The sequence below is a fragment of the Nocardia sp. CA-107356 genome, from assembly GCF_050946365.1.
Taxonomy (GTDB): domain Bacteria; phylum Actinomycetota; class Actinomycetes; order Mycobacteriales; family Mycobacteriaceae; genus Nocardia.
In genome coordinates, this window is record NZ_CP191992.1 from 8,412,806 (window position 1) to 8,437,079 (window position 24,274).

The 24,274-nt window shown below is 64.5% G+C and carries 25 protein-coding genes; 15 read left to right on the forward strand and 10 right to left on the reverse strand.

Going from position 1 to position 24,274, the window contains the following annotated elements; all coding sequences use genetic code 11:
• Nucleotides 1-149 precede the first annotated feature (149 nt).
• Nucleotides 150-1,661, reverse strand: a complete 1,512-nt coding sequence (locus tag ACQP1G_RS37955; protein ID WP_433194495.1) for a hypothetical protein — start codon at nucleotides 1,659-1,661, stop codon at nucleotides 150-152.
• Between the two features lie 948 nt (nucleotides 1,662-2,609).
• Between ACQP1G_RS37955 and ACQP1G_RS37960 the strand changes: the two genes are divergently transcribed.
• Complete coding sequence (locus tag ACQP1G_RS37960) at nucleotides 2,610-2,768, forward strand: hypothetical protein (protein WP_433194496.1); 159 nt, start codon at nucleotides 2,610-2,612, stop codon at nucleotides 2,766-2,768.
• A gap of 138 nt (nucleotides 2,769-2,906) precedes the next feature.
• Nucleotides 2,907-3,281: a GFA family protein gene (locus tag ACQP1G_RS37965; RefSeq protein WP_433194497.1), complete on the forward strand. Its 375-nt coding sequence runs from the start codon at nucleotides 2,907-2,909 to the stop codon at nucleotides 3,279-3,281.
• Between the two features lie 65 nt (nucleotides 3,282-3,346).
• Here the strand turns inward: ACQP1G_RS37965 and ACQP1G_RS37970 are convergent, their stop codons facing one another.
• On the reverse strand, nucleotides 3,347-3,556 hold the full coding sequence (locus ACQP1G_RS37970) for an orotidine 5'-phosphate decarboxylase / HUMPS family protein (RefSeq protein ID WP_433194498.1): 210 nt from the start codon (nucleotides 3,554-3,556) through the stop codon (nucleotides 3,347-3,349).
• A 145-nt stretch (nucleotides 3,557-3,701) separates the two neighbouring features.
• On the opposite strand from ACQP1G_RS37970, the gene ACQP1G_RS37975 reads away from it, so the two are divergent.
• The gene (locus tag ACQP1G_RS37975; RefSeq protein WP_433194499.1) at nucleotides 3,702-4,559 is read left to right on the forward strand and encodes a class I SAM-dependent methyltransferase; all 858 of its coding nucleotides are present in this window, start codon (nucleotides 3,702-3,704) and stop codon (nucleotides 4,557-4,559) included.
• Between the two features lie 8 nt (nucleotides 4,560-4,567).
• Entirely contained in the window at nucleotides 4,568-5,068 is a 501-nt protein-coding gene (locus tag ACQP1G_RS37980; protein ID WP_433194500.1) for an AAA family ATPase, read from the forward strand.
• Between the two features lie 98 nt (nucleotides 5,069-5,166).
• Here the strand turns inward: ACQP1G_RS37980 and ACQP1G_RS37985 are convergent, their stop codons facing one another.
• The gene (locus tag ACQP1G_RS37985) at nucleotides 5,167-6,138 is read right to left on the reverse strand and encodes a hypothetical protein (protein ID WP_433194501.1); all 972 of its coding nucleotides are present in this window, start codon (nucleotides 6,136-6,138) and stop codon (nucleotides 5,167-5,169) included.
• 199 nt (nucleotides 6,139-6,337) lie between these two features.
• On the opposite strand from ACQP1G_RS37985, the gene ACQP1G_RS37990 reads away from it, so the two are divergent.
• Together ACQP1G_RS37990 and ACQP1G_RS37995 are read left to right on the forward strand one after the other, a co-directional pair.
• Nucleotides 6,338-6,529: a hypothetical protein gene (locus ACQP1G_RS37990; RefSeq protein WP_433209161.1), complete on the forward strand. Its 192-nt coding sequence runs from the start codon at nucleotides 6,338-6,340 to the stop codon at nucleotides 6,527-6,529.
• A 609-nt stretch (nucleotides 6,530-7,138) separates the two neighbouring features.
• Nucleotides 7,139-8,179, forward strand: a complete 1,041-nt coding sequence (locus ACQP1G_RS37995; RefSeq protein WP_433194502.1) for a reductase — start codon at nucleotides 7,139-7,141, stop codon at nucleotides 8,177-8,179.
• Between the two features lie 62 nt (nucleotides 8,180-8,241).
• On the opposite strand, the gene ACQP1G_RS38000 is transcribed toward ACQP1G_RS37995, so the two are convergent.
• Together ACQP1G_RS38000 and ACQP1G_RS38005 are read right to left on the reverse strand one after the other, a co-directional pair.
• Nucleotides 8,242-8,808 (reverse strand): GNAT family N-acetyltransferase, encoded by a 567-nt coding sequence (locus tag ACQP1G_RS38000; RefSeq protein WP_433194503.1) that lies wholly within the window; start codon nucleotides 8,806-8,808, stop codon nucleotides 8,242-8,244.
• Nucleotides 8,809-8,821: 13 nt separating this feature from the next.
• On the reverse strand, nucleotides 8,822-10,213 hold the full coding sequence (locus ACQP1G_RS38005; RefSeq protein WP_433194504.1) for a hypothetical protein: 1,392 nt from the start codon (nucleotides 10,211-10,213) through the stop codon (nucleotides 8,822-8,824).
• A gap of 330 nt (nucleotides 10,214-10,543) precedes the next feature.
• On the opposite strand from ACQP1G_RS38005, the gene ACQP1G_RS38010 reads away from it, so the two are divergent.
• From ACQP1G_RS38010 to ACQP1G_RS38050, 9 genes are read left to right on the forward strand one after another with little or no spacing between them, the layout of a single operon-like run.
• Nucleotides 10,544-11,545, forward strand: coding sequence for a TauD/TfdA family dioxygenase (locus tag ACQP1G_RS38010; protein WP_433194505.1), 1,002 nt, complete (start codon nucleotides 10,544-10,546; stop codon nucleotides 11,543-11,545).
• Between the two features lie 25 nt (nucleotides 11,546-11,570).
• Nucleotides 11,571-12,368 (forward strand): class I SAM-dependent methyltransferase, encoded by a 798-nt coding sequence (locus ACQP1G_RS38015; RefSeq protein ID WP_433194506.1) that lies wholly within the window; start codon nucleotides 11,571-11,573, stop codon nucleotides 12,366-12,368.
• Nucleotides 12,368-14,734 (forward strand): PEP-utilizing enzyme, encoded by a 2,367-nt coding sequence (locus ACQP1G_RS38020; protein ID WP_433194507.1) that lies wholly within the window; start codon nucleotides 12,368-12,370, stop codon nucleotides 14,732-14,734. Before ACQP1G_RS38015 ends, ACQP1G_RS38020 begins: the two co-directional genes overlap by 1 nt.
• A complete protein-coding gene (locus ACQP1G_RS38025) occupies nucleotides 14,731-15,345 on the forward strand; it encodes a gamma-glutamyl-gamma-aminobutyrate hydrolase family protein (RefSeq protein ID WP_433194508.1) in 615 nt (204 codons plus the stop codon). The genes ACQP1G_RS38020 and ACQP1G_RS38025 overlap by 4 nt, the downstream gene beginning before the upstream one ends.
• Entirely contained in the window at nucleotides 15,333-16,091 is a 759-nt protein-coding gene (locus tag ACQP1G_RS38030) for an NTP transferase domain-containing protein (RefSeq protein WP_433194509.1), read from the forward strand. Before ACQP1G_RS38025 ends, ACQP1G_RS38030 begins: the two co-directional genes overlap by 13 nt.
• Before the next feature lie 17 nt (nucleotides 16,092-16,108).
• The gene (locus ACQP1G_RS38035) at nucleotides 16,109-16,600 is read left to right on the forward strand and encodes an adenylyl-sulfate kinase (RefSeq protein ID WP_433194510.1); all 492 of its coding nucleotides are present in this window, start codon (nucleotides 16,109-16,111) and stop codon (nucleotides 16,598-16,600) included.
• A gap of 26 nt (nucleotides 16,601-16,626) precedes the next feature.
• Nucleotides 16,627-19,071, forward strand: coding sequence for an acetylornithine transaminase (locus tag ACQP1G_RS38040; RefSeq protein WP_433194511.1), 2,445 nt, complete (start codon nucleotides 16,627-16,629; stop codon nucleotides 19,069-19,071).
• A gap of 41 nt (nucleotides 19,072-19,112) precedes the next feature.
• Complete coding sequence (gene purD / locus ACQP1G_RS38045; RefSeq protein WP_433194512.1) at nucleotides 19,113-20,354, forward strand: phosphoribosylamine--glycine ligase; 1,242 nt, start codon at nucleotides 19,113-19,115, stop codon at nucleotides 20,352-20,354.
• Entirely contained in the window at nucleotides 20,351-20,896 is a 546-nt protein-coding gene (locus tag ACQP1G_RS38050) for an NUDIX hydrolase (protein ID WP_433194513.1), read from the forward strand. The genes purD and ACQP1G_RS38050 overlap by 4 nt, the downstream gene beginning before the upstream one ends.
• 230 nt (nucleotides 20,897-21,126) lie before the next feature.
• Here ACQP1G_RS38050 and ACQP1G_RS38055 read toward each other — a convergent pair whose 3' ends face one another.
• The 5 genes from ACQP1G_RS38055 to add all read right to left on the reverse strand — a co-directional run bounded on the left by ACQP1G_RS38055 (nucleotide 21,127) and on the right by add (nucleotide 24,274).
• Nucleotides 21,127-21,555 carry a hypothetical protein gene (locus ACQP1G_RS38055; protein ID WP_433194514.1) on the reverse strand — a complete coding sequence of 143 codons (429 nt, stop codon included), beginning with the start codon at nucleotides 21,553-21,555 and terminating at the stop codon, nucleotides 21,127-21,129.
• Nucleotides 21,556-21,675: 120 nt separating this feature from the next.
• Nucleotides 21,676-21,864: a hypothetical protein gene (locus ACQP1G_RS38060; RefSeq protein ID WP_433194515.1), complete on the reverse strand. Its 189-nt coding sequence runs from the start codon at nucleotides 21,862-21,864 to the stop codon at nucleotides 21,676-21,678.
• A gap of 229 nt (nucleotides 21,865-22,093) precedes the next feature.
• Complete coding sequence (locus ACQP1G_RS38065) at nucleotides 22,094-22,807, reverse strand: hypothetical protein (protein ID WP_433194516.1); 714 nt, start codon at nucleotides 22,805-22,807, stop codon at nucleotides 22,094-22,096.
• Nucleotides 22,804-23,250 carry an NUDIX domain-containing protein gene (locus tag ACQP1G_RS38070; protein ID WP_433194517.1) on the reverse strand — a complete coding sequence of 149 codons (447 nt, stop codon included), beginning with the start codon at nucleotides 23,248-23,250 and terminating at the stop codon, nucleotides 22,804-22,806. The genes ACQP1G_RS38065 and ACQP1G_RS38070 overlap by 4 nt, the downstream gene beginning before the upstream one ends.
• Complete coding sequence (gene add, locus ACQP1G_RS38075; protein WP_433194518.1) at nucleotides 23,243-24,274, reverse strand: adenosine deaminase; 1,032 nt, start codon at nucleotides 24,272-24,274, stop codon at nucleotides 23,243-23,245. Before add ends, ACQP1G_RS38070 begins: the two co-directional genes overlap by 8 nt.

Here is a 24,274-nt window from a genome sequence, read left to right on the forward strand (position 1 = left end):
TACGGCAACCATTGACTTAGTTAACATGCGCATGACGTTCCCGCGGTGAAACAGCAGGCACGTCCTACCGGCGCGGCAATGGCGCGTTCGATGACTGGCACGGCGGCCGATTCGATCGGCCCAACTCACGCCCTGCCGGTTCTGGCCGACTATGCCTCGGCGTGCAATCCCGGCTCGGTGATCTCAGAGGTAGACATATCGCCCGTTGCTGGCTCGCCAGGAACGATAGCCGAGGGTGCCTCGACCAGTACGTCCCCGGCCCGTGTCACGCTCCAACCAGACCCAGCCGCACGTTCCATCAGTGTCTTCAAGATCTCCTCGGCAAAGGGACGGGAGAGGTTGGTTGCGACCTGGAGGTCGCCGCTGGGTGTGGACACAGCGCCGGGTTTGGCGGAACTTTTCAGTTTCTCGGCGTCGAGCGCGATTGCGCCATCAATTAGCGCCGCGTACATGCCGCGGTCGGTTGCAACCATCTGGGCGAGATCCCGCACTGCGCGTGCCGCAGGTACAGCAGGCCCAAATGTTTCGCCGTCGTGGATCGAGTAGATGGCATATTTGCCTCGGACTTTGCGCAACCGGAGCCTAAGGAGTTGTCGACGGTCATCGTTAGGCGCATGCTCCACATAGCGCTCGGTAAATGCCGTGAGCAGTTCGTCGTCGAGTCGGCGCGCACCGGTCGGTGTGACCGGGTACTCCATGAGACTGAAGACGTCGTCGGACTCAATCTGTTCGAGCGTCGATTTCAGGCGTCCGATTGAACGGACGCCCAATGGGCCGAGGTTCGAGATCAGCTCTGTCACCGCAGCGTTCTCGCCGACGTCGTTCTTCGGGAAACGCTCCTCGATCAAGCTGCGAAGTGTATCGGTGGCAAGGTCGTGGTCTTCGCCAGGTTCGTCCTTGGAGTACCCGACTTCGTCGGTCAGTTCATCGGGGTCTACGGGAGATGTGCTGTCATCTTCCTTCGCCATGAGCCCGTCGATCCGGTCGAATAACTCGTCCATGAACCGCCGTAAGCCGCCTGCTTCGACGAAGTACTGGTCCACTTGCTCGCGGTCATTCTTCGACAACGCCTGGTATGCCGGGGACTTGTATCGGATGTCGTGCTCGTACTCCGCCCAGGCGTGAGCTGCGACGCTTCGGAGCTGAATCTCCAGGCCCGGATATGCCTCAAGGTATTTGGCGAGAGCTTTATAGCGGGTCTTTAGTGCGTCATTGGTGATTTCCCTGACGATGACGTGAACGCTGTCGTACCCGTTGTGCTTCTCGTCGCCCGGGTTGAACGGGTCACCGGCGGCAGCTCGCCGGGTGATTTGGTCAGCAAAGTCATCCCGGGCCTGCGAGGTGTACAGGATCACCCGCGCGGCGATGCAGTCCTGGATTCCCGTCTCCGGGTGCTTCGGGTCGGGGTACTTCGCTGTTCCGTCATCGAGCTTCTTCAAGGACTTGTCTTGGTAGGAGCCCAGGGTCTTGGCACGCGCCTGAATCGTGTGGACTGTGATGGACGCTTCGTTGGCTACGTCCGCGAGGAAGCGCTGCAGCTCATCGGCAGCTTCTGCCAGATGAGCATGATCGTGGGCGTACGCCCAGAGATAGTACGGCACCCGTGCATGGTGCGAGTCCCCGGGGATCGCGAACACGTCTTGCGTCGTGGTTCCAGTCACCGCTCAATGGTGCCAGCTGAACGATCACGATTCAGGACACAAATGACGCTCCTGACGAGGCCGCTGCTCCTTCTCACACCGAAGCCAGACTGCCAACGCCATTCGACGCGTATAAGTGCGCCGCGGGCAGGTTCGCGTCGGTCGATTGCCTAAAAGCGAGATCTGTCGCATGCGGATGCACATCTTCGGGCGTTCAAGACCCACCGGTATTGATGCGCGAAGCGAGTCGAATACGCCCAACCTGCAAACGTCCGCTCATAGCAGCATGTCGGCTGTTCGGGAGCCCGGCGTCCGCCGATCGGCGGTGCAATAACCTGTTCCACTTCCGCGCTGCCGAACGCCAGCCGCCGACAACAACTGGGAACCGCCACGTATAGCTGGAAGTCGCACATGTCCGGCATGGCTGCTGACCAGCCGTCGAGGCTTGTCATCAAACCAGCCATTTAATGGCTGACGCCAACCAACGACACCCAACGCTGCCAACTCTTGACAACGACACCCATTGCACGCTAGTTCATGCTACTGAGGTTGATCCGGGTCATAGCCGCGCCGTCCCTCCTCAGCCCGAGCGGCGAGGTCTGCGAATCTGCTCCGCTGCCCCGCCAGCGGGGCCAGGTACCCCTTACTCTCGCCGTAGTAGTCAAACAGGCAAGAGTCGCAGACGATCGTGTTGCTCGCACCGGCACCATAAAGGGCGCCGCCGTCACGTGCTACGCCGCCTCGGCATTCGGAGCAGAATCCCGGGTATTGGTTACGTTGCATAGCGTTCTCCATGAACGACATTGGTAGGTCAGGGCATTCGCCCCAGGAGTTTCTTTGAATGATGCCAGCGGGTACCGACAAGTCGCGAAAACTCCGCTGACTCGTGGGGCCGGGCAGTTCGTTTCCGTCGGTGTGAGAGTGAGTCAAGAGATCGGCTCGGCGTGACTGGTCAGCTGCTGATATGAGTTGATCGCCTCAGCTGAGCAGTCGGTGGTGCAGAAGGCGGTCCTCGACGGCGCCGTACCCGCCCGCAGCGTCGGCCTGGGCATCGGCACTGAACGGCTCTGCCTGGGCGCCACCGGTGTCCGCGACATCCGGCTGTCTCAGCAGTCCGCACGCTTCTGACCCGCCAGGCGCGGCACACCCCTGAATTCCCGCCCGGCTGGCCGTGCTGCTCTACGCTAGCCGGGTCCGATACCAAACGAAACACATGGGCTTCAATTCGCTTCTGGCACAATGAAATTCAACGAGAGGAGACGTCTGATGTATGAGGGTGGCTGTCTGTGCGGCCGGATCCGGTTCCGCGCCGACGCGGAGCCGATCTGGCCGCATTTGTGCTCATGCCCGCACTGCCAGAAGCTGGCCGGCGGCCCGGTCGCCGCCTGGGTCGATTTCCCGCTCGAGAAGTTCGAATGGACCGGCCCCGACGGTGAGCCGACCTGGTACAACACGTACCCGACGACCCGCCGAGGGTTCTGCCCCACCTGCGGCTCGTTCCTCGCCGCGATCGACGATGGCGGCACCGCCATGGGCGTCACCATGATGAGCCTTGACGACCATTCAGATTTGACGCCCGAGCGACAGAGTTTTCGTCCCAATGCTGTCGCATGGCTTCCGATTGTCGGAGCCCAGGACTGATCATCCCCCCAGGTTGACGAGACCGGCCGACCATCTCGAGCGCTCGACGATCGGCCGGGTTTCGATCAGAGTGCCTGCGCGACTTCTTCAGCGATGGCTTGTGCGGCTTCGGCGGGATCCGGCGCGGCGGTGATCGCTCGGCCGAGGACGAGAATGCTTGCGCCGCAGCGAATGGCGTCGGCAGGGGTCGCGACGCGCTGTTGGTCGTGCACCGCGCCACCAGCGGCCGTGGAACGCAGCTGGAGCACCGACTCCATCGCTGGTGGGAAACTCAAGGTGTGCTCGCGGGTCTGCAGGGAAGGATTCAGCGCATACCGACGTCAGTTCGACCGCCCGGACCTCGTCCCCTAACAACGATCGAACGCACGAAACCAAGCCGTATCGCACCGAACTGCCAGAGCAAGGAGCGACAAAGCCGAAATGGCCAAGACCCCGTCGACCCCACCGAGCTGGCCTGTCCGACCCGGCTATAGCGAGGATCTGTTCCGCGGCGCAGCCGAATACTACAGCCGGTACCGCCCGGCCTACCCTCAGCCACTGTTCGACGACCTCCTCAACCGGGCAGGCGAAGGTGGCGTCCTGGTCGACCTCGCCTGCGGCACTGGTGAAATCGCGATTCCCCTGCACATCCGATTCGCCCACGTCTACGCCGTGGACCTCGAACCCGACATGATCGAGGTCGGGCGCGCCAAAGCCGACCAGGCCGGTGCCACCAACATCACCTGGAGCACCGGTATGGCAGAAGACCTGACCGTCACCGAACCGGCACAGCTGGTCACGATCGGCAACGCCTACCACCGCCTGGACCGACCGATGATCGCCGAACGCGCCCGCCAGTGGCTGGCCTCCGACGGCTGCCTGGCCATCCTGGGCAGCAGCACACCCTGGAGCGGGACAGAGCCGTGGCAAGCCGTCGCTGTCGATGTCGTGGCCCGATGGTCCGGGGAACCGGGGCGCCCTGCGAGTGCGTCGCCAGCGACGGCCGAGAGCAACGCCCCAGCGCGGCGCACCCACGAAGAGATCCTGCAAGAGGCAGGGTTCCTCGACGTCACCGAGTACCGGTTCCCGACGCCACACGCTTGGACGGTGGATGAGTTCCTCGGATTCTTGTGGTCGACCTCGTACACCGCCCGGATTCGTCAGGACCCCGCTCTCGCAGAAGAATTCGAGAAGGACCTTCGAGCACAGTTGCTCAAATGCGAGCCGTCCGGACAGCTGCGGGAGTCGATCGCGCACTACTACATCCTCGGCCGCAACCCAGACCCGGCGCGCAGGTGATCGTGGTCGTGAGCGGTCCTCCGGGGGCGGGGAAGTCCACGCTCGCCCACGCCTTGGCCGCGCGGGTCGGCATTCCGGCGATCATCCGCGACGAGATCAAACAGGGCATGGTCGCCGCCACTGTGCCGACGAGCGACGGCCTTCTTCGACGTGCTGACCGTGCGCGCCCGCGGTGGTGTCAGCGCGGTCGCCGAAGCCGCGTTCCAGAACTATGGCGCCCGAACCTGCTGCGTGTGGCCGAGTTCGCCGAGATCCGCATCAACTACTGCACCGCGCCGCAACACATGTTCCACGACCGCATCACCCATCGCGCCGAGCACGACCTTCACCGGCGCGCACACAACGACGCCGACCTCCTCGCCGAGATCGCCGCCGGAACCCGTACCGCCGAGTCCTTCGTACCCGTGAAAATGGACGTCGCGCAGATGACGGTCGATACTACGAACGGATATGAACCGGGTTTCGACGCCATCGCACGATTCGTCACCACGCCCGACCAGCAGCTCTGATCGACCTTGCCTACGCCAGGCCGCGGCTGGCGTCAGCAGCTGGGCATAGGGTTGCAGCGAGCGCGGCACCCGGTCGGGCAGGCGCCGCCGAGCCAGTCCTAGTCGATGTGGGTGTCCTCGTATGCAATACGCGACTCGGCCAGCGGCAGCAGATCTCGCAGGCCCTGATTGTCATCCGGGTTGATCCACAGCCCGCTCCACAGGACGGTGGCCGCGCGGTCGAAGTCGCCGAGCCGCCACCAGGCCAGTGCCAGACCGTGCCGGGCACGGTGGAACGGGCGATTCTCGATACAGGACCACGGCAGCACACCGGTGAACCCCACCGGCAGGCTCAGTTCACCGACTATGACACCGGTTTGGTAGAAGCCCAGCGCTTCATCGAGCGCTGCGGCGCGCCGTGCGTTGGACTGCTTCGTCGTCCCGACAACAGCGTCGGCACGGGAGAGAGCTTCGTGGCCCGAGTGCGCCCATGCGTCAACGTCACGGTAGTTCGCGTCGCGGATCCGCTTCAGTGCCCTCCGATACACGGATTCGTCGCCGGTGCTGTCACGCTCGTCCAGGACCCTGTCGATCGGGACCTCGGAGTCCGCCCCAGCGTAGGGAGACGGCATGCGCCAGCTCTCCCGGACACCAGAGGCTTTGACCTGCTTCCACCACTCCCACGTCTGTACCTGCGCGATCAGCTCGTCGTCGTAGTCTTCCGGGTCGAGGTCCCAGCCGTCGGCCGCCGGGTCATAGTCGTAGCCCGACATCGCCCACGCTGACATTCGGCCCGCGTCGCTTACTCGGATCGCAACCTTGCGGGTCTCGCACGACTGGTAGTGGGTAATCATCTCGTGCAGCCACACATATCGCGACGCTGGATCGGTAATGGCCGGAACACCGGTTTCGACCACATGGGTCATCTCCTCAATGATCTTCTGCATGACCTGCTCGGCCGCGGCCTCGTCCAGCGGGTATGAGAACGTATCCCGCATTCGGCCCCATGTGACAGGCATGAACAGGTCGCCGGGGTCGCAGCTTGTCCGCTCCGCCAATGCGGCGATCAACTCGCTATCGGTCGTGATCATGCATTCGCTCGCTTCCCTGGCACCGATTGTCGTCTGACAGCGGAATTCCCAGCGCCCAGACTATTGGCTGTGTGGTCAGCTGCGGACAGCCACCGGTATGGCAAACCAACCCGTGCGCCCAGACGACCGCTGAACAGATGAACTTGACAGGCAACTCTGTAGCTGTCGCCACTGTCAACGATTGTCCAGCAGCCCGGTCATGTCGTGGGTCGACTTTCCCCGCAAAGGATTCGAGTGGACCGGAACAGGGGAGCCGACCTGGTACAACACCTTCCCCGACTCCCAGCGCGGCTTCTGCGGTATCTGCGGTAGTTCGGTCGCAGCCCAGGACGACGGTGACGCGGAGTTGGTGGGTGTCACCATGATGGCCTCGACGACCACAGCGACTTGATACCCGAGCGACAGAGCTTCCGCCCCAACGCCGTCCCATGGCTTCCGATCATCGGCGCACTTGACAATGTGGTCCAGCGACATGCCGTACAACCGGATCAGTGCACCGGCGACCCGGATGTCGAGCGCCAGGCCGTCATCGGTGAGGCAGCGCCGCAGCTGATCCTGGTAGTCCCCCCAAATTCCTGGACTTCTTGGCAGGCCGTAAGCCAACTGGCGTGCGGGGATGTCGAGGACCCCCGTTCGCGATCCATCGGCCACCCACCAGCTCAGTCTTCGCAGCATACCGATGATCACTGACCAGAACGCTTGCGTAGAACGGATTCCAAGCGTCTCGACGAACCAGCCGGGCCCGGTCGTCGCCCCATCGCGCTGATAACTTTGGTCGAAAAATGTTTGCGCCGTAGCTCCGATACGGGCTGCCGCGCACCAACGTCTCATATGCTGGTGCGCGGGTAGGGAGGAGCCGCAATGGATTTCCATGTCTCACAGTGGCGGATCAGTGTCCTTGCGGTCGTGACCCCAGGAATCTACATGTGGGCTCGAATGCCCATCACCCCAGGGGCTGTCGCGATGCACACGCCGACATGATCGAAAGGCCGGTGTTGGTATGCGAGTTCTCATTCTCGGCGGGTCGTGGTTCCTTGGCAGTGCTATCACTGCGGTAGCTGTGCACCGCGGCCATCACGTGACGCTGTTCAATCGGGGCATCTCCCAGTGCTCGGTTTCCACAGCAACGCGGATCTGCGGCGACTGGGAACGCAAGTCCGATGTCGACCGACTTGCTAGCGCTGGGCCGTGGGATGTCGCGATCGATGTCGCCGGGGTGATTCCGCGGTTGGTGGGCCACTGCGCGAAAGTGCTGGCGCCGCTGGTGGATCGGTACGTGTTCGTGTCAACGATCTCGGTGTATATGGACTGGCCGCACAAGCCGGTGGACGAGAATTCACCGCTGTGGGAGGACGCCGATCCTGAATGCGATCCTGGGACAAGAGCTTGGGATCCTGACGCCTACGGTCCTCTCAAGGTTGGTTGCGAGATGGCGATCCGCCAGCAGTTCGGGACCGAGCGTGTGTCGATCGTGCGGCCGCATGTGGTGTTGGGGCCGGGTGAGTATGTCGGACGGCTGCCGTGGTGGTTGTCGCGCACCGCCCGCGGCGGACGGGTGCTCGTCCCGGCGCCGGATCGCAGCATTCAGCCTATCGATGTCCGAGATGTAGCAGCGTTCGTGGTGGATCGGGCGCAGGCGGCCACGTGCGCGGTCTTCAATGTCGCGGCACCGGCGGGCCGTGAAACTTTCAGTGGACTGTTCGACGCGTGCCGGGCGGCGACCGGTTCGGATGCGGTCCCGCTGTGGGTCGATGAAGACTGGCTGATCGCACGTGGGGTGAGTCAGTGGACCGAACTGCCGATGTGGCGTGCGCTTCCCACAGCGTGGTCGATGGTGACCGATCGCGCACAGGCCGAGGGGCTGCGGTGTCGTCCACTGTCGGACACAGTCAACGACACCTGGGCGTGGATGTGCTCCGGCAACCGGGCGGTCGAGCATCAACGTGCCGGTGAGCACGGAATCACCGCCGAGCGTGAGCGCAGCTTGCTTGTGGAGTGGGATCGGTTGCGGCGCAGCGGATGTGGCGTGCCGAGCAGTTAAGCTCATAGATCTGTGCTCGGCACCAGATTTCGTTGCAACGGAGGTGCCCGTGCAACAGGGCGTCAGTCCAGCGGGCTCAGCGTTTTGGAGTAAGCCCTGTTGAAGTCGGGTCGCCCCGGCACATAGGCGGGAATCAAGTGGTAGCCAGCTGATTCGTACATCCTGGTAGCTACTCGGTTGTAGGAGCCGGTTTCCAGGATCACCTCGTGTGCGCCTTGTTCTGCCGCATGCTTCTCGAGCGCAGCCAGAACAAGGCTTCCCAACCCCAGTCTCCGGTGACGCGGGTCGACATACATCTTGCGGACCTCGACCACGGCGTCACGCTCGGGATAGGTTCGGAAACCACCACAGGCAATGGGCTCGCCGACGGCGGAGTACACGACGACAAACCGTCCGCACGGTGGCGCGAACTCGAAAGGCTTGTCCAGGTCAGGTAAGTCGTCGAAGCCGACGACTTCGCGTCGCTCGACCGCATATGCGCGCAGGAGTCGCGCCGAGTCGATGTGATCGAAGTTCCGTGTGGTTAGCGAAATATCGACTGCACCGGCAGTCCTGGCGAAGTGTGACATCAGACCGCAATTCTCACCTGGCAGCAATCCGGGCCGGCTGCCGCAAGATTGTGAAGACACATTCGACATTGTCTTAGGTACATGCCTGGAGTGTCTCTTCGAGGTCTGGGAGGAACTCCGCGACAACCGCCGAGCGGCGGCGGCGAGCGAAGGCCTTGTGCAGGGTGCGAAGCTTGGCGACACATCGGCCCGACTGGACGCTCGGCAACAGCGCCGCCGCGCCGCGGGCGGCCGCGACAGCGCCGTCGTAGTCGCGCAGCATCAGGTGCACGTGGGTGAGTTGGCAGCCGTGCAGGACCGCGGAGCGCTGATAGCTCTGATCACCATCCATCTGAGCTCGCGGCGCCAATAGCTGCGAGGCTTGCATCAGCAGCCTGGAGCGGTGTCGGTCAGTGCGCTGGGCGAGGGCGACGAGACTGTATCCGGCCTCGGCGTCGAGTTGAGCGGGAGTCAGGTAGTACAGATAAGACTGAGTGTGGTCCCGGTGCGAGGCTGCCAGCAGTTCCTGGGCGTTTTCGCTGGCCGCGCGGAATGCGTGGAGGTCACCAACCGCAGCGTGGGCGGTGGCGTGTCGCCCCGCAAGGCGGGCTCGCAGCAGTCGACTGGTCGTCGGTAGCTGCGCCGCGGCGTCCATGATGGCCAGCGAATTCACCCCTTCGCCCGCTTCGGCGGCGATGTAGGCTAGCATTCCCGCGTTGTTCATAGCGCGATCTTTGTCGCCAGCAGCGCGGGCGACGCGGATGCCGAGTTGAAGGTATCGCTGTGCGATATCGGTTGCACCGGAGTCGAACTGCATCCATCCAGCCAGTTGTGTGAGGTCAGCGACCGAGGTCAACAGGATATCGCCGACATCGGGTTCATAGCTCCCGCACCGGATCAGGTCCAAGACGCTGCCCAGTTCGCGCGATACGTAGCGCAGGCTCAGTGCGCCGCCACCCTGGCAGTCGTCGAGTTTGCGCAGTGCGGCGACATGACCCGCGATGAGTTCGGCTTGGGCCAGTTGCACACGATCCCGTCCGCGGACACCTGCAGGCGGCGCGATCGGCTCGCGCAATCCCGCTATCGCGGCGACAGTCAGTTCTGCACTGGTGAGCGCCGGCGGGCGGGCACCCGCGGCGAGCAGGTCCAGCGAGCGGACGATCTCGTCGATGTTCTGATCGCCGCACGATCGCATCCGGGTGGTCACTCGTCGAGCGCGGGGATGGTCGGGCCACAATGCTTCGGCGGATACATAGCGACCGAGCCGTTCGGTGAGCACGGTGGCCACGACTGCTGCGATGCCGTTGTCCGGGCAGTAGTTCAGCCTCACCCACGGGTAGGCGGCAGTCGCATCGATACGCTCGCTCGCTCGCCCGCGTGTGGACAGCCACGCGTTGACCGCACGGGTCAGATCTCGCGGCCCCCATTCGGCTTGCTCCAACGTCGCACGCAACGATGTCGTCTCCGCGCCTGGTCCCCCGTTCACTCTCCGACCGTAGCGGGAACCGGCGCGCGCTCGCGCCGTTTTCAATGATGTTGCGGCGCACCACTCTTCACTACCCATGACTCTTCATGTCCCTTGACGAACTTCACGATGTTCACGGGTTTATCCGGTTACGGAGACCATGCGCAGACGGGTTGACTGAACGTTCAGCATTTTCACCCCGAGTCGGAGAGGTAATGCGTGAATGTCACTGGTACACATGCTCTTTCGCCTACTTCTGGCTCGTTTCGGCTGGCTTGGGCAGCGGTTGCTGCGGCTCCGCCCATTGAACCGCCGAGAACTCCGCCGGATCCCTTTCATTGGAGCGCCCTCATGTCCGATTTTGTCTGTGTTGCTGCCCAAAAGTTCGCCGCCGAGGAAGGCGTGATCGCCGAGCTCGCCTGGACCAGGAGCGACGCCTTGGCGACCCGTTCCTGGAGCGTCGCTGTGGGACCGGAAGTACTGCGCGAGTTCGCCGACTATCTCGCGACAGTCACCGATCCGGCGGCCCTGCTCGACACCGTCGAGCGCGGTGATGTCGAGTTGCCCCAGTTGGTGACCCTCGCCGAGCGGCTGCGTGAACAGATCTTCGGTCGTTTCGGGTTCGCCCACCTCACTGGCCTGGACGCTGGCAAATTCAACGGATCCGAACTGCGTTTGTTCTACGTGCTGACCTGTCTGCATCTGGGTGAGATGCTCACCCCGTACGGGCGCCTGCACGACGTATTCGACCGCGGCTACGATTTCCGCTCCACCGATGTGTCGGTGTCCAAGACGCGGGTGCGCGCACCGTTCCACACCGACAGCACCTCCAAGCGGCTGTTCCCCAACGTTTTCGGCCTGATGTGTCTGCGCCCGGCCATGCACGGCGGCCAGAGCCTGCTGACCAGCGGTTGCCAGGCCTACCGGCAGATCGCCGAGACAACCCCTGAGCACCTGCCAGCACTGTTCAAGGATCACTACCGCAACACCGTGACTCCCGGTGACGAGGACACCAACATCTTCGACAACGCCTACCCGGTGTTCACCTGGGGTGAGTTCGCGGCGGGTCCGACGCTGCGCTACATGCGGCATTGGATCGAGACCGGTTACGCCAAGGCCGAACTGCCGATCAGCGCGCAGGACGCGGCCGCATTCGACCGGCTCGACAGCGTTCTGGAAGACGAGGACAACGTCCTGGCCCTCGACATGGCCGCCAGTGAGGTCATCTTCTTCAACAACGCCACCGTCGCCCACAACCGCACCGAATTCACCGACTTCCCCGAACCCGAGCGCAAGCGTCTTCTGGCCCGAGCGTGGCTCAGCGTCCCCGAGCCGGCATCGAACAAGTCCTGAAGCCTAGCGAGGAAGGACACCCATCATGCGCAAGGCGATCAGACGATCCGAAACCAACGAGTCCTACTGGGACCGCCGCTGGGCCGAAGCCGGAAGCGACGAAGCATCTTTCACTGATTTGTCGATCTACCCGATCAAATACGCCGAGATGGTGATGGGAGACCAGTCTGATCGGGTGTTGGAACTCGGATGCGGACTCGGCAGAGTCGTCAAGCACTACCACCACCGCGGTTGGAAGATCGCTGGTATCGAGCGCAGCAAAATCGCGGTCGATGCCATCCGCGATCAGGACCCCGGCCTGGATGTGACGGTGGGTGATGCGACCCGAATCAGTCTGGCGGACAACGCAATCGATGTCTTGCTGGCGTTCGGGCTGTATCACAATCTCGAACACGACCTCGTGCCTGCGCTGGGCGAGTCGGCTCGGATCCTGTCTCCCACCGGCCGGTTCTGCATCACGATGCGCCCGGACAACATCGAGATGCGCCTCAACGAGCGGTACTGGCAATGGCGCAATCGGCACCGCACCGGCCCGCCGCACTTCCATAAATGGCTCGTCGGCGCCCAGGAATTCACCGCGGTGCTGGCCGGAGTCGGGCTGCGCACCGAGCAGGTTCACTACGCCCGCAACATGTCGATCCTCTACCGGCTGCCCTTCCTGCGCGAACGACACATCGCTCACGCCGAGGAGAGCGTGCGCCGCGCAGGGGGCTACCGGCTCAACGTCCTCGGCCGCGCGGTCGACGGGCTGTTGATGCGGTGGTGGCCTGCTCAGTTCTGCAACGTGATGGTGTTCATCGGCGTGAAGGAAGGCGACCGTTGATGAGCACTCCCACCACGGAAATATCACGGACCGTCGTCGATCTCGGCACCAAGGCGCAGACCTTGCAGAGCCTGGCTCCGCTGCTTCGCCATGCTGAGGTGCTGCCGCTGATGTACTTCACCGTCGCGGACTGGGCCGAGCGCCGCGACGAACTACTCGATGAACTGGCCACACAGTCTTGGGCGGGCGGGCCGCTGATCGTTCGTAGCAGCACCGTGCACGAGGACGCCGCCGACACCCAGGAAGCAGGCCGCTACAACTCGGAAGCCAATGTCGTAGGCCGCGAAGCCATCACCGCAGCGATCGAGCGCGTGGTGTCCTCCTACACCGAGGCAGGACAGCGAGCGATAGATCGCGCGGATGAAATCCTGGTCCAGCCGATGGCGCCGCGGGTCACCCGAAGCGGGGTGGTGTTCAGCGGCGACCCGAATACTGGCGCTGCCTACATCGTCGTGAACTACAACGACGGCGCCGACACCGCTGCCGTGACCGGCGGCCGCGGCACGAGCTTGCGAACCTTCTACTACTGGAAGCCCGCGCAGGATTCGCTCGGCGATGACCGAATGGCCAGATTGCTGGCCCTCACGCGTGAACTCGAGGCGCTCACCGGCGAGGATCTGCTCGACGTGGAGTTCGCGTTCGGGGAGCCCGACCGCCTCTATCTCCTGCAGGTGCGCCGTCTGCTCGCCGCGGCGGCGGATCCGGTCCGGACCCGGGCCCACCAATCCGCCTTGCACGCCGCCGCCGCCAAGCTTGCTCGCGACGGCAGACACCCTACCCTGCTCGGCCGCCGCACGCTGTTGGGCGTGATGCCGGACTGGAACCCTGCCGAGATCATCGGCATCCGGCCCCGACCGCTGGCGTTGAGCTTGTATCGGCGCCTGATCACCAACCAGGTCTGGGCCGATCAGCGACATCGCTACGGCTACCGCGATGTTCGGGGCTGCCCATTGATGATCGACCTGGCGGGCCTCCCCTACATCGACGTGCGGGCCAGCTTCAATTCCCTGCTCCCGGCCGACCTCGACGACGCCGTCGCAGCACGGGTCGTCGACCTTCAGCTCGACCGGCTCGCCGCCGAACCCGCCCTGCACGACAAAGTCGAGTTCGAAATTGTCCAGTCCTGCTTCACTTTTGACACCCGCGAGCAATCACGGGCACGGTTCGGCCCCGCGTTGACCGACGACGAGCACCACGCTCTGGCCGAAAGCCTCTTGCGGCTGACCAACCAACTCCTCGATCCAGCTCACCCAGCCCGCGTCGAGGATGACGAGAACCTGCGGAGCCTGGAACAACGATGGACTGTCGTCAAAGGCCTGGACCTCGACCCGGTCGCCGAGGCTCGCTGGCTACTGCACGACTGCGCCCGCTACGGCACTCCCGCCTTTTCCGGGTATGCGCGCCTCGGGTTCATCGCCGTCGAGCTGCTGCGCTCGATCGTGCGTGCCGGCGTTTTGTCACGGCGCGAGGCCGACCAGTTCGTGTCCGGCCTGCACACTGTCACCAACGAGATGAGCGCCGACCGCGCGGCCCTCTCGACCGAGGAATTCCTGCGGATCTATGGGCATCTGCGCCCTGGCACCTACAACATCTGCTCCCCGCGCTATGACCAGGCCCCGCACCTGTACTTCACCAGCAGCACCGAAACACACAACAACCCACCTCCAAAGCCCTTCGAGCCCAACATATCCCAACTACACACCCTCGACGACCTCGCATCCAGCGCGGGACTGGAACACGGTGGCGCCGAGCTTGTGACATTCATCGGCGACGGGATCATCGGGCGCGAAAACTCCAAGTTCGCCTTCACCCGCCACCTGTCGGAGGCACTGTCGGCCATCAGCCGCCTCGGCGCAGAGCGCGGGCTCTCCCCCGAAGACTGCTCCTATCTGGACGTCCGTGTCATCGAGGAGCTCTACCAAGGCACCGGGTGGGCGCCCGAGGAGTTGCGCCGTGGCGTCGAGAACGGACACGAAACCTACGCGCTGACACGGCAAATCGTGCTACCCCCACTCCTGACCCGGCCGCAGGATGTGTTCGCTTTCCACCAGCCCCACGCAGAACCCAGCTTCATCACCCAAGCCTCGGTGACCGCTCCGCTCATCCCCCTCGATATCGGGGCGCCGATCGACGGCAAGATCCTGCTGCTGCCCAGCGGCGACCCGGGCTATGACTGGATCTACTCACACCGGATCGCCGGAGTCATCACCGCCTATGGCGGCGTCAACTCTCACATGGCCATCCGCGCCCACCAGTTCGGTGTTCCCGCGGTGCTCGGCGTCGGTGAAACCACCTACCAGGCACTACGCGAGTCCAAAATGGTCGCGATCGACTGCACCAACCGGCGAATCGAGATCCTGCGATGATCCCGGTCCTGACAACCCAGATGGTCACCATCGACGAGCAACGCGGCGAACGCCGCGACACCCTCGACCACCGGTGGACCGAGTTCCTCACCAGATGCGGGCTGGTGCCGATCGCGGTCCCCAACCATCCCGAGGCCGCCGCCCACCTACTCACCGCCATCCCCACGGCGGGAGTGCTGCTCACCGGTGGCAACGATCTCAGCGCCTACGGCGGGACGGCACCCGAACGCGACGCCACCGAGCGACTTCTCGTCACTGAGGCTCTGCGGCGGCACCGAGGTGTTCTCGGCGTGTGCCGGGGAATGCAGATGCTTCAACACCACTTCGGTGTGAGCCTGGCCCGCGTACCCAAGCACGCTGGCGTCGACCATGAGATCGAATTCCTGGGCAAAGCCCGCATCGTCAACAGCTACCACCGCTGGGCCGCCCGCGACAGCGCCGACCCACTGGATGTGTGGGCTCGCGCCGCCGACGGTGTGGTGGAGTCGGTCGGATCGCACGAGCTGCGGGTAGCGGGGATCATGTGGCATCCCGAACGTGTCACCGTGCCCGACCCGCACGACATCGCCTTGTTCCGCGACCTTTTCGCGAGCGTGCCATGCGCGCGGTGATCCTCGCCGCCGGTCGGGGCAGCCGCATGGGCGCACACACCGACGAGCGCCCCAAATGCCTCGTGAACGTCGGCGGCCGAACCCTGCTCGACCGCCACCGCGACACTCTGGCCGAAGCCGGCATCGCGGAGGTCGCCATCGTGACCGGCTACCGCGCCGAATCACTCACTGGGCGGCTGTCACGGGACTTCCACGCCCCGCGCTGGCAGGAAACCAACATGGTCGTTTCGCTCACCGCCGCCCACGACTGGCTCAGCACGGCCCCTAGCCTGGTCGCATACGGCGACATCTTCTACACCGCCGAAACCGTCCGATCCCTCGCCGACACCTCCGCCGAGCTGGCCATCGCCTACGACCCGCACTGGCTCGAGCTGTGGGCCAAGCGGTTCGCCGACCCTCTGGCCGATGCCGAAACCTTTCGGCTGCGCAGCGACTCGACGGTCGCCGAAATCGGCCGAAGGGCAACCTCCACCGAAGAAGTCCAAGGCCAATACATGGGGCTGCTGCGTTTCACCCCACCAGCCTGGGCACGGGTACGCGATCACCTCGCTGCCCTGCCCCCGGCAGCTCGCGACGCCATGGACATGACCTCGCTGTTGCAGGGCCTGATCACCGCCGGTGAACAGATCGTGGCCGTCCCCCGGCACGGTCCCTGGGGTGAAGTCGATCATCCCGCCGACGTTTCCCTCTACACCTCGATACTCGAGCACCCGCCAACCTCCGAGACGAAAGCCGGAACCACATGATCACCTGGTTGATAGGGATGTCCGGGGCTGGAAAGACGACCATCGGACGTCTCGTTGAGGCCGAACTACGCACCACCCGCCCCGGCACGGTGTACCTCGACGGCGACCTGCTGCGCGAGGTGTGGGGTGAGCAGACCGGGCACGACATCGCGGGCCGGGAGGTCAACGCGGGCCGGATCTCGCGGATGTGCGCCATGCTCGACCAGCAAGGCCTCGACGTCGTCTCTGCCGTCTTGTCGATCTTCCCGGACTGGCAAGCGTGGAATCGGGCCACCTTCTCGTCGTATTTCGAGGTCTTCCTCGACGCGCCGATGGACGTGTTGCGTACGCGTGACACCAAGGGCCTCTATGCCGCGGCCGCCGCCGGACACGAAAGCAACGTTGTAGGCGTCGATATCCCGTTCCCCCGCCCGGCCGCTCCTGACCTTGTGCTCGACACCTCTGGTGCTGCCGGCAGCCCAGTTGTGCTGGCCGCGGCGATCCTGGATCGCATACGGGAGCTGCGATGATGCGGCGGGCAATTCTAGCTGCTGTTGTGGCTGAACTCGCAGCATGGGCGTTGATCGGCTGGCATCGCCGGTCCTTCCCATGGCTGATCACCTGCGCAGACCTCGCACCAGTACTCAGCCCCGCCACCGTGAATGCCCACGCCGACCGGTCTTTCGACCGCGAACTCGGCTGGTGTCGACGGCCTGGCGAGACAGCGAACGAGGTCACCGATGACGGTGTCACCAGCTACAGCGTCGACGACGCTGGGCGGCGCACCAATCCTGGCTACGGTGAGGAGCCCTCAGCGCCGATCGCGTGTTTCGGTGACTCGTTCACCTTCTGCCGCTTGGTCAACGACCACCAGACCTGGCCGCACCACCTTTCCCGGCTGACCGGCGCCAACGTCGCCAACTACGGCGTCGGCAACTACGGCCTGGACCAGGCGCTGTTGCGGCTCGAGCGGGAGTTGCCCCACCTCGACGCCGACCTCGTCGTCATGGGCGTGGTACCCGAAACCATCGCCCGCATCCAGTCCGCATGGAAGCACTACTTCGAATACGGCAACACCTTGGCGTTCAAGCCCCGCTTCCAACACCTCAACGGGCGACTTATCCTGCACCCCAGCGTGATCCAGCGCGCCGAGGACTACCTCGACTACCGCCCACGCCTACCGCACCTCCAGGTGATCGACCCGTTCTACCGCCGCAAGTTCCGGCGAGACCTGCTCGCCTTCCCCCACGTCGTGCACCTGCTCACCCGAGCCCGACGCCACATTCCGATCCTGTTCCACCTCACCGTCGGCCGCCTCCGTCGACAGCCCGACCACGGATTCCGGCGAGCGTTCGCGATCGTGGTGCGCGAGAACCACACCCTCACCTCCCGCCTTTACAGCGAAGAGCATTCGACTGCGCTGCTGGAAGCGCTGATCGGCAGGTTCGCTCGGACGTGCGCTGCGGCCAGCAAGCAGGCCGCGCTGGTCATCGTTCCCCAACCCGCCGATCTGGACCGCGTTCCCGCCGCCCACGAACCGTTCTACTCCGCGATGGGCGCGGTGCTGCCGGTCATCGACCTCACCCCCACCTTCCGGGCCGAACCCGACCCGGCGGGCCTCTACGCCCGCGGCAAACTCGGCCCGCACCCCAGCGACCGAGCAAACCAACTCATCGCAGCCACCATCGCCGAGCGACTGTCGATGATCGGCCCCATCACCGGAGTTCCCATGAGCCACAACGACATCCAAGTCAACACCGACGCCGTCTGCGACCCCACGGCAGGAACCGGCCACCCCGACGAACAGACCACCCGACTGCTGGCTGCGGCGGCACGCACAACCTTTTCCACCTACAAGCCCGCACCGCTGATCATCGAGCGCGGGAGCGGCCGCCATCTCATCACCGTCGACGGCAAACACTATCTGGACTTCACCGCAGGCAACGCCGTCAGCTGCCTCGGCTACGCCCACCCGAACATCACCGCCGCGATCGCCGAGCAAGCCGCACGAATTGTCCACACCTCCAACCTCGTTCACAACCGCCAAGCAATACTGCTCGCCGAACAGCTCTGTCAGCGAACACCCTTCGACCGCGTGTTCTTCTGCAACAGCGGCTCCGAGGCCAACGAATGCCTCCTCAAACTGGCGCGACGCCACTTCCACGAACAAGGCCAAGACCGAACCCAGATCATCTCCACAACCACCGGATTTCACGGCCGCACCTACGGCGCACTGACCTTGACCGGCCACACCAAGCACAAGATCGGGACAGGCCCACTCCTCGCGGGCGTCACGCACGTCCCTTTCAATAGCCTCGATGCTGTCGCCGCGACGATCTCCACGGACACCGCCGCGGTGATCGTGGAAACGATCCAAGCCGAAGCAGGCGTCATCCCCGCTGACGACAGCTATCTGCGGGGGCTGCGTGAGCTCTGCGACGACTACGGTGCGCTGCTGATGTTCGACGAGGTACAAACCGGCATCTGCCGCACGGGACCGTTCTTATCCTCCGAGCACAGCGCCGTGATCCCGGACGCCTGTTCACTCGCGAAGGGAATCGCCGCCGGCCTTCCGATGGGAGCGGTGTTCGCGCGAGAAACTCTCGCCGGTGCGCTACCGGCAGGCAGCCACGCCAGCACCTTCGGCGGCAACCCGGTCGCCGCCGCTGCCGCGCGAGCAGTCCTGGAAGTCATTGACACCGAAGACATCCCAGCAAACGTCGAACGCATCGGGCACACACTGGCCAGCAGATTGCGCGAACTCGCCGACGACGACACCCTGCCCGTCACCGCAGCCCGCGGCACAGGCCTCCTGCAGGGCCTGGAACTCTCCGCCGCTATCGACCCCCAACACTTGCTCGCGCAGCTGCGTGAGCAAGGCTTACTGCTGTCGGTCGTAGCCGAGCGCGTGCTGCGGTTTACCCCACCACTCAATCTGACCGCTGACGAGCTCGAGTGGGGCCTCGATTCGCTGCAGTCAGTTCTGCGCCGACACCGATAAACCACCCGAGTGCCCAACACCCCAGAAAAGGATGAATACCTGTGAAGATCCTCGTCGTTGGTCCCGGAGGCCGTGAGCACGCCATCACCAAGGCGCTCTCGCGCGACCCCGAGGTCACCGAACTGCATGCCGCGCCAGGCAACCCCGGCATCGCGGCGATCGCACAGTGTCACCCGGTCGAGGCCTGCGACGGCACCGCAGTCGCTGCCCTGGCCGTCGACCTCGCCGTCGATCTCGTGGTGATCGGCCCCGAAGCGCCACTGATCGCCGGGGTCGCCGACGCGGTGCGCGCAGCCGGAATCGCCTGCTTCGGCCCGACCGAGGAGGCAGCGCGCATCGAGGGCTCCAAAGCCTTCGCCAAGGATGTGATGGCGGCAGCGGGGATCCCGACCGCGAAGTCGCGCACCTGCACCACCGCCGCCGAAGTAGACGCCGCGCTCACCGAGTTCGGCCCACCGCACGTCGTCAAGGATGACGGGCTGGCGGCGGGCAAGGGCGTCATCGTCACCGACGACATCGACGCCGCCCGCGCTCACGCCGCCGAATGCGAGCGGGTCGTCATCGAGGAATACCTCGCCGGCCCCGAGTTCTCCGCGTTCGCCCTCTGCGACGGCAACCGATCGGTCTTGCTGGCATTGGCCCGCGACTACAAACGCGTCGCCGACGGAGACCTCGGACCGAACACCGGCGGAATGGGTGCCTACTCCCCCGTCAGCTGGCTGCCCGCCGGAGTGGAAGACGAACTGGCTGCGACAGTCGTCGAACCCCTGCTGGCAGAACTGGACAAGCGCGGCGCACCGTTCTCCGGTGTCCTGTTCCCAGGGCTCGTCCTCACCGACGATGGCGTCAAAGTCATCGAATACAACGCCCGCTTCGGCGACCCGGAAACCCAAGTGGTCCTCGAACGCCTCAACACCCCACTGGCAGGGCTGCTGATGGCTTGCGCCACAGGCACTCTCAAACCAGACACACAGTTGGACTGGAGCCCCGACACCGCCGTCAACATCGTCATCGCCAGCGACGGATACCCCTCGCGCCCTGTCGCCGGTGACACCATCACCGGTCTCGACACCGCCGCCGCGGTCGACGGCGCGCACGTACTGCACGCTGGAACAGCCCTCAACGACGACGGTGAATTGGTCGCCGCTGGCGGACGTCTGATCAACGTGGTGGCCCGCGCCGCCGACCCGAGCCAAGCCCGCTCCACCGCCTACGAAGCGCTCAACCACATCCAGCTGCGGGGGCGAGTCGTACGCACCGATATCGCACTGGACCTCACATGACTGTTGGTTGGCCGCTAATCGACAGCGACTACCCCTACACCTACAAACTCGGCAGACTCCGTCGCGACCGGATCCTCGGGCGCGACGGCGCCGAGCACACCCAGACAACCCTGGAGAACGCAGGTGCCGTCTATGTGGTCCCCCTCACCTGCGACGGCAGGATCCTGCTGCTTCGTCAATACCGCCAAACCGTGGGTGTCTGGGGCTGGGAACTGCCAGCAGGAGCCTTGTTCGATCACGACGGTGACCCGAAGGATCTCGCGGCGAAGGAGCTTCGCGACGAGGCAGGCGCAACGGCCTCCCACATCGAACATGTCGGCTTCTTCTACGACAGCCTGCCCATCACCAACTCCCGCTGCGATATCTACCTGGCCTACGACACCGTCCTCGATCACACTCCGTCTTTAGGCCAGACCGAACTCATTACACCTCATCTGCTGCCCATTGACCGCGTCCTCCACATGGCCCGCACCGGCATCATCACAGACGGTCGCTCAGCGCTGTCTCTCCTGCGCTACGAAGCTCGCCTCAACACCTGCTGAGCGCCCCTTCCAGGGGGCCACCCGAGTCAGCTGAGCGAATGTGTCATCCACCGCGTCAGCGTGTGACGCAGCTCGGCGACGCCCCTCGCGGTTGGCGGCCCATCGCATTGCGGTGCCGCCGTGGAGGTCGAAGGCGTCACAGTTGGTGGTCTTGTCATCGATGAGCGTGGCGTCGGCGATCGACCGGACGGGGCAATCCGCTGGTGGTCGTCTCTACCAGAGGTAGCCAGTTACAGCCGGGGCGGTGGTGGTGTCGGAAGATATCCACACACCCGGTACACCGCGCCGTCATCGGTAACTCGTTCCTGCCACGGTCCCATCACTCGTAGGTTCGGCAGGAACCAGCAGTGTTGTTCCTGCCGCAACGGCACCGCACCCACGAGGCATTCGGCGATGGTGCCGCCGTCGTCGTGTTCGTGGCCGGTCATCAACCGTTCCGCAAACGCCGCCAGCTCCCATGCCGTGCGGATCGGTCCCACCACGACGCCGGGACTATCACCGAAGCAGTATTCGGGAAATTCCAGCGGTCCGGCGATACGCCATCGGATCGGCGGTGGCGGATCGCTTTTCAGTCTGTCGAAACCCACGAACCATGCCGCATCGTCGAGTTCGCGCGCCTCGACACCGGCCGGTTTGGCGTCCTCGAGATGATCGGACAACGTCGGCGCATCGTAGTCATCCTCATCCCAGGTCCCGAGAATCCTCGACTCTTTCGGACGTGGAGTCGCATAGAACCGAGTAATGCAACGCTCGTCATCACACAACGCACACATCGATGCTCACCCCCGCTCCGCTCGGTCGCCGTAGCTACGGGGCGCACCGGCAAGTGCGGTCGCTGCCAGCTCATCAGCCGCTTGCAGCAGTGCCGAGACTGCCAGATGTCCCGGATACGCCAGTGCCGCAACTTCTTCGGTGAGCGCGGCGATGTCATCGCGTATCCGCCGCGACTCAGCCGTATGGGAACTCATCCTATCTACTCCCAACTTTCGTTCTGGTACTCATCCACGTTCCCGTTCGATGCCGCGTTCGCGCCCTCGTTCCTCCCGCCCGCATTCGTGTCGACTCCACCGACGGCGGTTCCTGAGCTGAGACCATCAGGCGCGTCCACTGGCACCGGCCGTGCCAGAACCCGGTGCGCGCATCCATCACCGGTTGCCGCCGCGAGACCCGGGAGGTGCTTCTCGGCCGGCCTTGCGGTCATTTGAGCGAATGTGTCATCCACCGCGCCAGCGTGTGGCGCAGCTCAGCGATGCTGTCGCGGTTGGCATCCCATCGCACGGCGGTGCCGCCGTTGAGGTCGAAGGCGTCGCAGTTAGCGGTCTTGTCATCGATGAGCGTGGCCTCGGCGATCGTCAGGCCGTGAGCATCGAGCCACCCACCGAAGAACCGGTTCGGGTCGTCCTTTTTGCAGACGCCGACGTCACTGGAGCAAATGAGGTCGTCGAACAGACCGACGGCGTCGGTCAGCGTCGCCGCTGCACCGGACCACGGTGCGGCGGTCCGCTGCACGTGACGGAAGGTGTCGGCGAAGCAGTCGATGTTGTCCGTGGCGACCACAATGAACGCGTGTGCCCGCAGTTCGGCCAGCAGCGCAGCGAGTTCGGTGTTGACCGACATGGCTGCGCAGTCCTTGATCAGCCTGTCGAGCAGGAACTTCCCGTCGAGCCCGTTGGTGGGCGTGAGGTTCATCGCGGCGATGACCTGCTGGCTTGACCGGATGCCACGCATCCATTCGTCCCCGGGGATGCTGTTGGGGGTGAGTATCTCACCGATGTACTGCATTAGCTGGTCGCGGATCTGATGGTGTGGGTCGGCGCAGATGGACTGCCAGTAGAAGTCGCGCGAGAGCACACCCCACCAGTCGACGAATACCACGCGGCGTCGCGGTGCCATCCGATCCGCGGTGTTCATTTTTCGAAACCCATGTAGATGTCCTTGCCGGTGCGCCACTGGCCTTTCTTCAGGAATTGCGGGTAGATGTGTTCGGCGGCCTGTACTTCGGCCGGGGTGAAGAACCGCATGTGTTCGACCGGGCCGTCGAGGTCGGCCCAATCCTGGTCCAGCTCACCGGATTCCAGGCGCGCGAGAAAATAGCACTCCACTTTGTGGCGGTGGTGTTTGGCCTCCCAGTACTCGAAGACGTGCACCAGTTCCCCTGCGGTGACGTGCAGGCCGGTTTCCTCGTGGACTTCGCGGCGGATGCAGTCGTGCAGCGATTCGCCGGGTTGCAGGCGACCGCCGGGTGTGTACCAGATCCGGCCGTCGTTGGAGACCAGTAGCAGATCCTCGCCCCTGGTGACCAGGGCGCGTGCGGTGACCTGGATCTGGAACTGGTTGGTGGCGTCGCTATCCATGGTGTCCTTCCGTGGTGGGTTGATCGTCGGCGAGCCATCGCCGGATGCTCGATCGCAGTGCGGCGCATGTGGTCTCGGTCATACCAGCCCTCGAGGTTCCCTCGGCGGCGAGGTCGGCCAGCTGATGATCGGTGAGCCCGAAGGCACGACCGACGTGCGTGTACTCGCTGGTGAGGGTGGTGGCGAGCAGCGTGGGGTCGTCGGCGTTGAGCGTGACGGGGACGCCGTGGCGCAGCATCCTCGGCAGCGGGTGGCTGGCCAAATCGCTGGTGACGGCGAGGCGCACGTTGGATGTCGGGCACACGTCACAGACGATGCGGTGGTCGGCGAGTTCGTCGAGTAGGCGCGGATCGGCGGCGGCGCGCACGCCGTGCGCGATCCGATGCGGTCGCATGGCGGCGATGGCGGCGCGGATCGCTTGCGGTCCTTGGGTTTCCCCAAGGTGTGGCACTACGAGTAGGCCGTGTGCGCGCACGATCACGGCGGCCCGGGAGTACCGCTCGAATCCGTCGGCGGGTTCCTGCCCGGTCAGGCCGAGCCCGGCCACATTGTGGTCGGCATACTCGACGGCGAAGCGGGCGGCTTGTTCGATCCAGTCGGGCGGGCGTGCCCAGTTCACCCCGAGCAGGTAGCGCACTTCGATGCCGTGGCGGCGCGCGGCTTGCTGGAAGGTGTCGTCGATGAATGCGAGGGTGTCGGGCACGGACCAGCCGAATCGGCCGGCGTAGAGCCACGGCCCGACCATCGGTTCGCTGTAACGCACGCCCTCGGCCGCTTCGTCGGCGACGAACTCGCAGATGACCCGTCCCAGGTCTTGGGGTGTGGCGATCGTGTCGGTGACTTGCCGGAAGCAGTGCATGAACCCCAGAAGGTCGCTGAAAGCCGTGCCGGCAGGCGTCGGGCGGCGGTGCCGATTCGCGAATTCGGCGATGGTGGTGGCGCGGGCGGCGCCTTCCAGATGCACGTGCAGGTGCGCCTTCGGCAGCGTCGCCAGACGCGTGGAGCGTTTCACGGTGACGGTCAT

Excerpts from the sequence above, each read along its gene's own strand:
- ACQP1G_RS38060 (WP_433194515.1), bottom strand. The coding sequence starts at position 21,864 with ATGAGTTCCCATACGGCTGAGTCGCGGCGGATACGCGATGACATCGCC.
- ACQP1G_RS38020 (WP_433194507.1), top strand. The coding sequence starts at position 12,368 with ATGAGCACTCCCACCACGGAAATATCACGGACCGTCGTCGATCTCGGC.
- ACQP1G_RS38010 (WP_433194505.1), top strand. The coding sequence starts at position 10,544 with ATGTCCGATTTTGTCTGTGTTGCTGCCCAAAAGTTCGCCGCCGAGGAA.
- ACQP1G_RS37985 (WP_433194501.1), bottom strand. The coding sequence starts at position 6,138 with ATGATCACGACCGATAGCGAGTTGATCGCCGCATTGGCGGAGCGGACA.
- ACQP1G_RS38015 (WP_433194506.1), top strand. The coding sequence starts at position 11,571 with ATGCGCAAGGCGATCAGACGATCCGAAACCAACGAGTCCTACTGGGAC.
- ACQP1G_RS38035 (WP_433194510.1), top strand. The coding sequence starts at position 16,109 with ATGTCCGGGGCTGGAAAGACGACCATCGGACGTCTCGTTGAGGCCGAA.
- ACQP1G_RS37965 (WP_433194497.1), top strand. The coding sequence starts at position 2,907 with ATGTATGAGGGTGGCTGTCTGTGCGGCCGGATCCGGTTCCGCGCCGAC.
- ACQP1G_RS37990 (WP_433209161.1), top strand. The coding sequence starts at position 6,338 with ATGTCGTGGGTCGACTTTCCCCGCAAAGGATTCGAGTGGACCGGAACA.
- ACQP1G_RS38050 (WP_433194513.1), top strand. The coding sequence starts at position 20,351 with ATGACTGTTGGTTGGCCGCTAATCGACAGCGACTACCCCTACACCTAC.
- ACQP1G_RS37975 (WP_433194499.1), top strand. The coding sequence starts at position 3,702 with ATGGCCAAGACCCCGTCGACCCCACCGAGCTGGCCTGTCCGACCCGGC.
- ACQP1G_RS38025 (WP_433194508.1), top strand. The coding sequence starts at position 14,731 with ATGATCCCGGTCCTGACAACCCAGATGGTCACCATCGACGAGCAACGC.
- ACQP1G_RS37995 (WP_433194502.1), top strand. The coding sequence starts at position 7,139 with ATGCGAGTTCTCATTCTCGGCGGGTCGTGGTTCCTTGGCAGTGCTATC.
- add (WP_433194518.1), bottom strand. The coding sequence starts at position 24,274 with ATGACCGTCACCGTGAAACGCTCCACGCGTCTGGCGACGCTGCCGAAG.
- ACQP1G_RS38065 (WP_433194516.1), bottom strand. The coding sequence starts at position 22,807 with ATGAACACCGCGGATCGGATGGCACCGCGACGCCGCGTGGTATTCGTC.
- ACQP1G_RS38070 (WP_433194517.1), bottom strand. The coding sequence starts at position 23,250 with ATGGATAGCGACGCCACCAACCAGTTCCAGATCCAGGTCACCGCACGC.
- ACQP1G_RS38030 (WP_433194509.1), top strand. The coding sequence starts at position 15,333 with ATGCGCGCGGTGATCCTCGCCGCCGGTCGGGGCAGCCGCATGGGCGCA.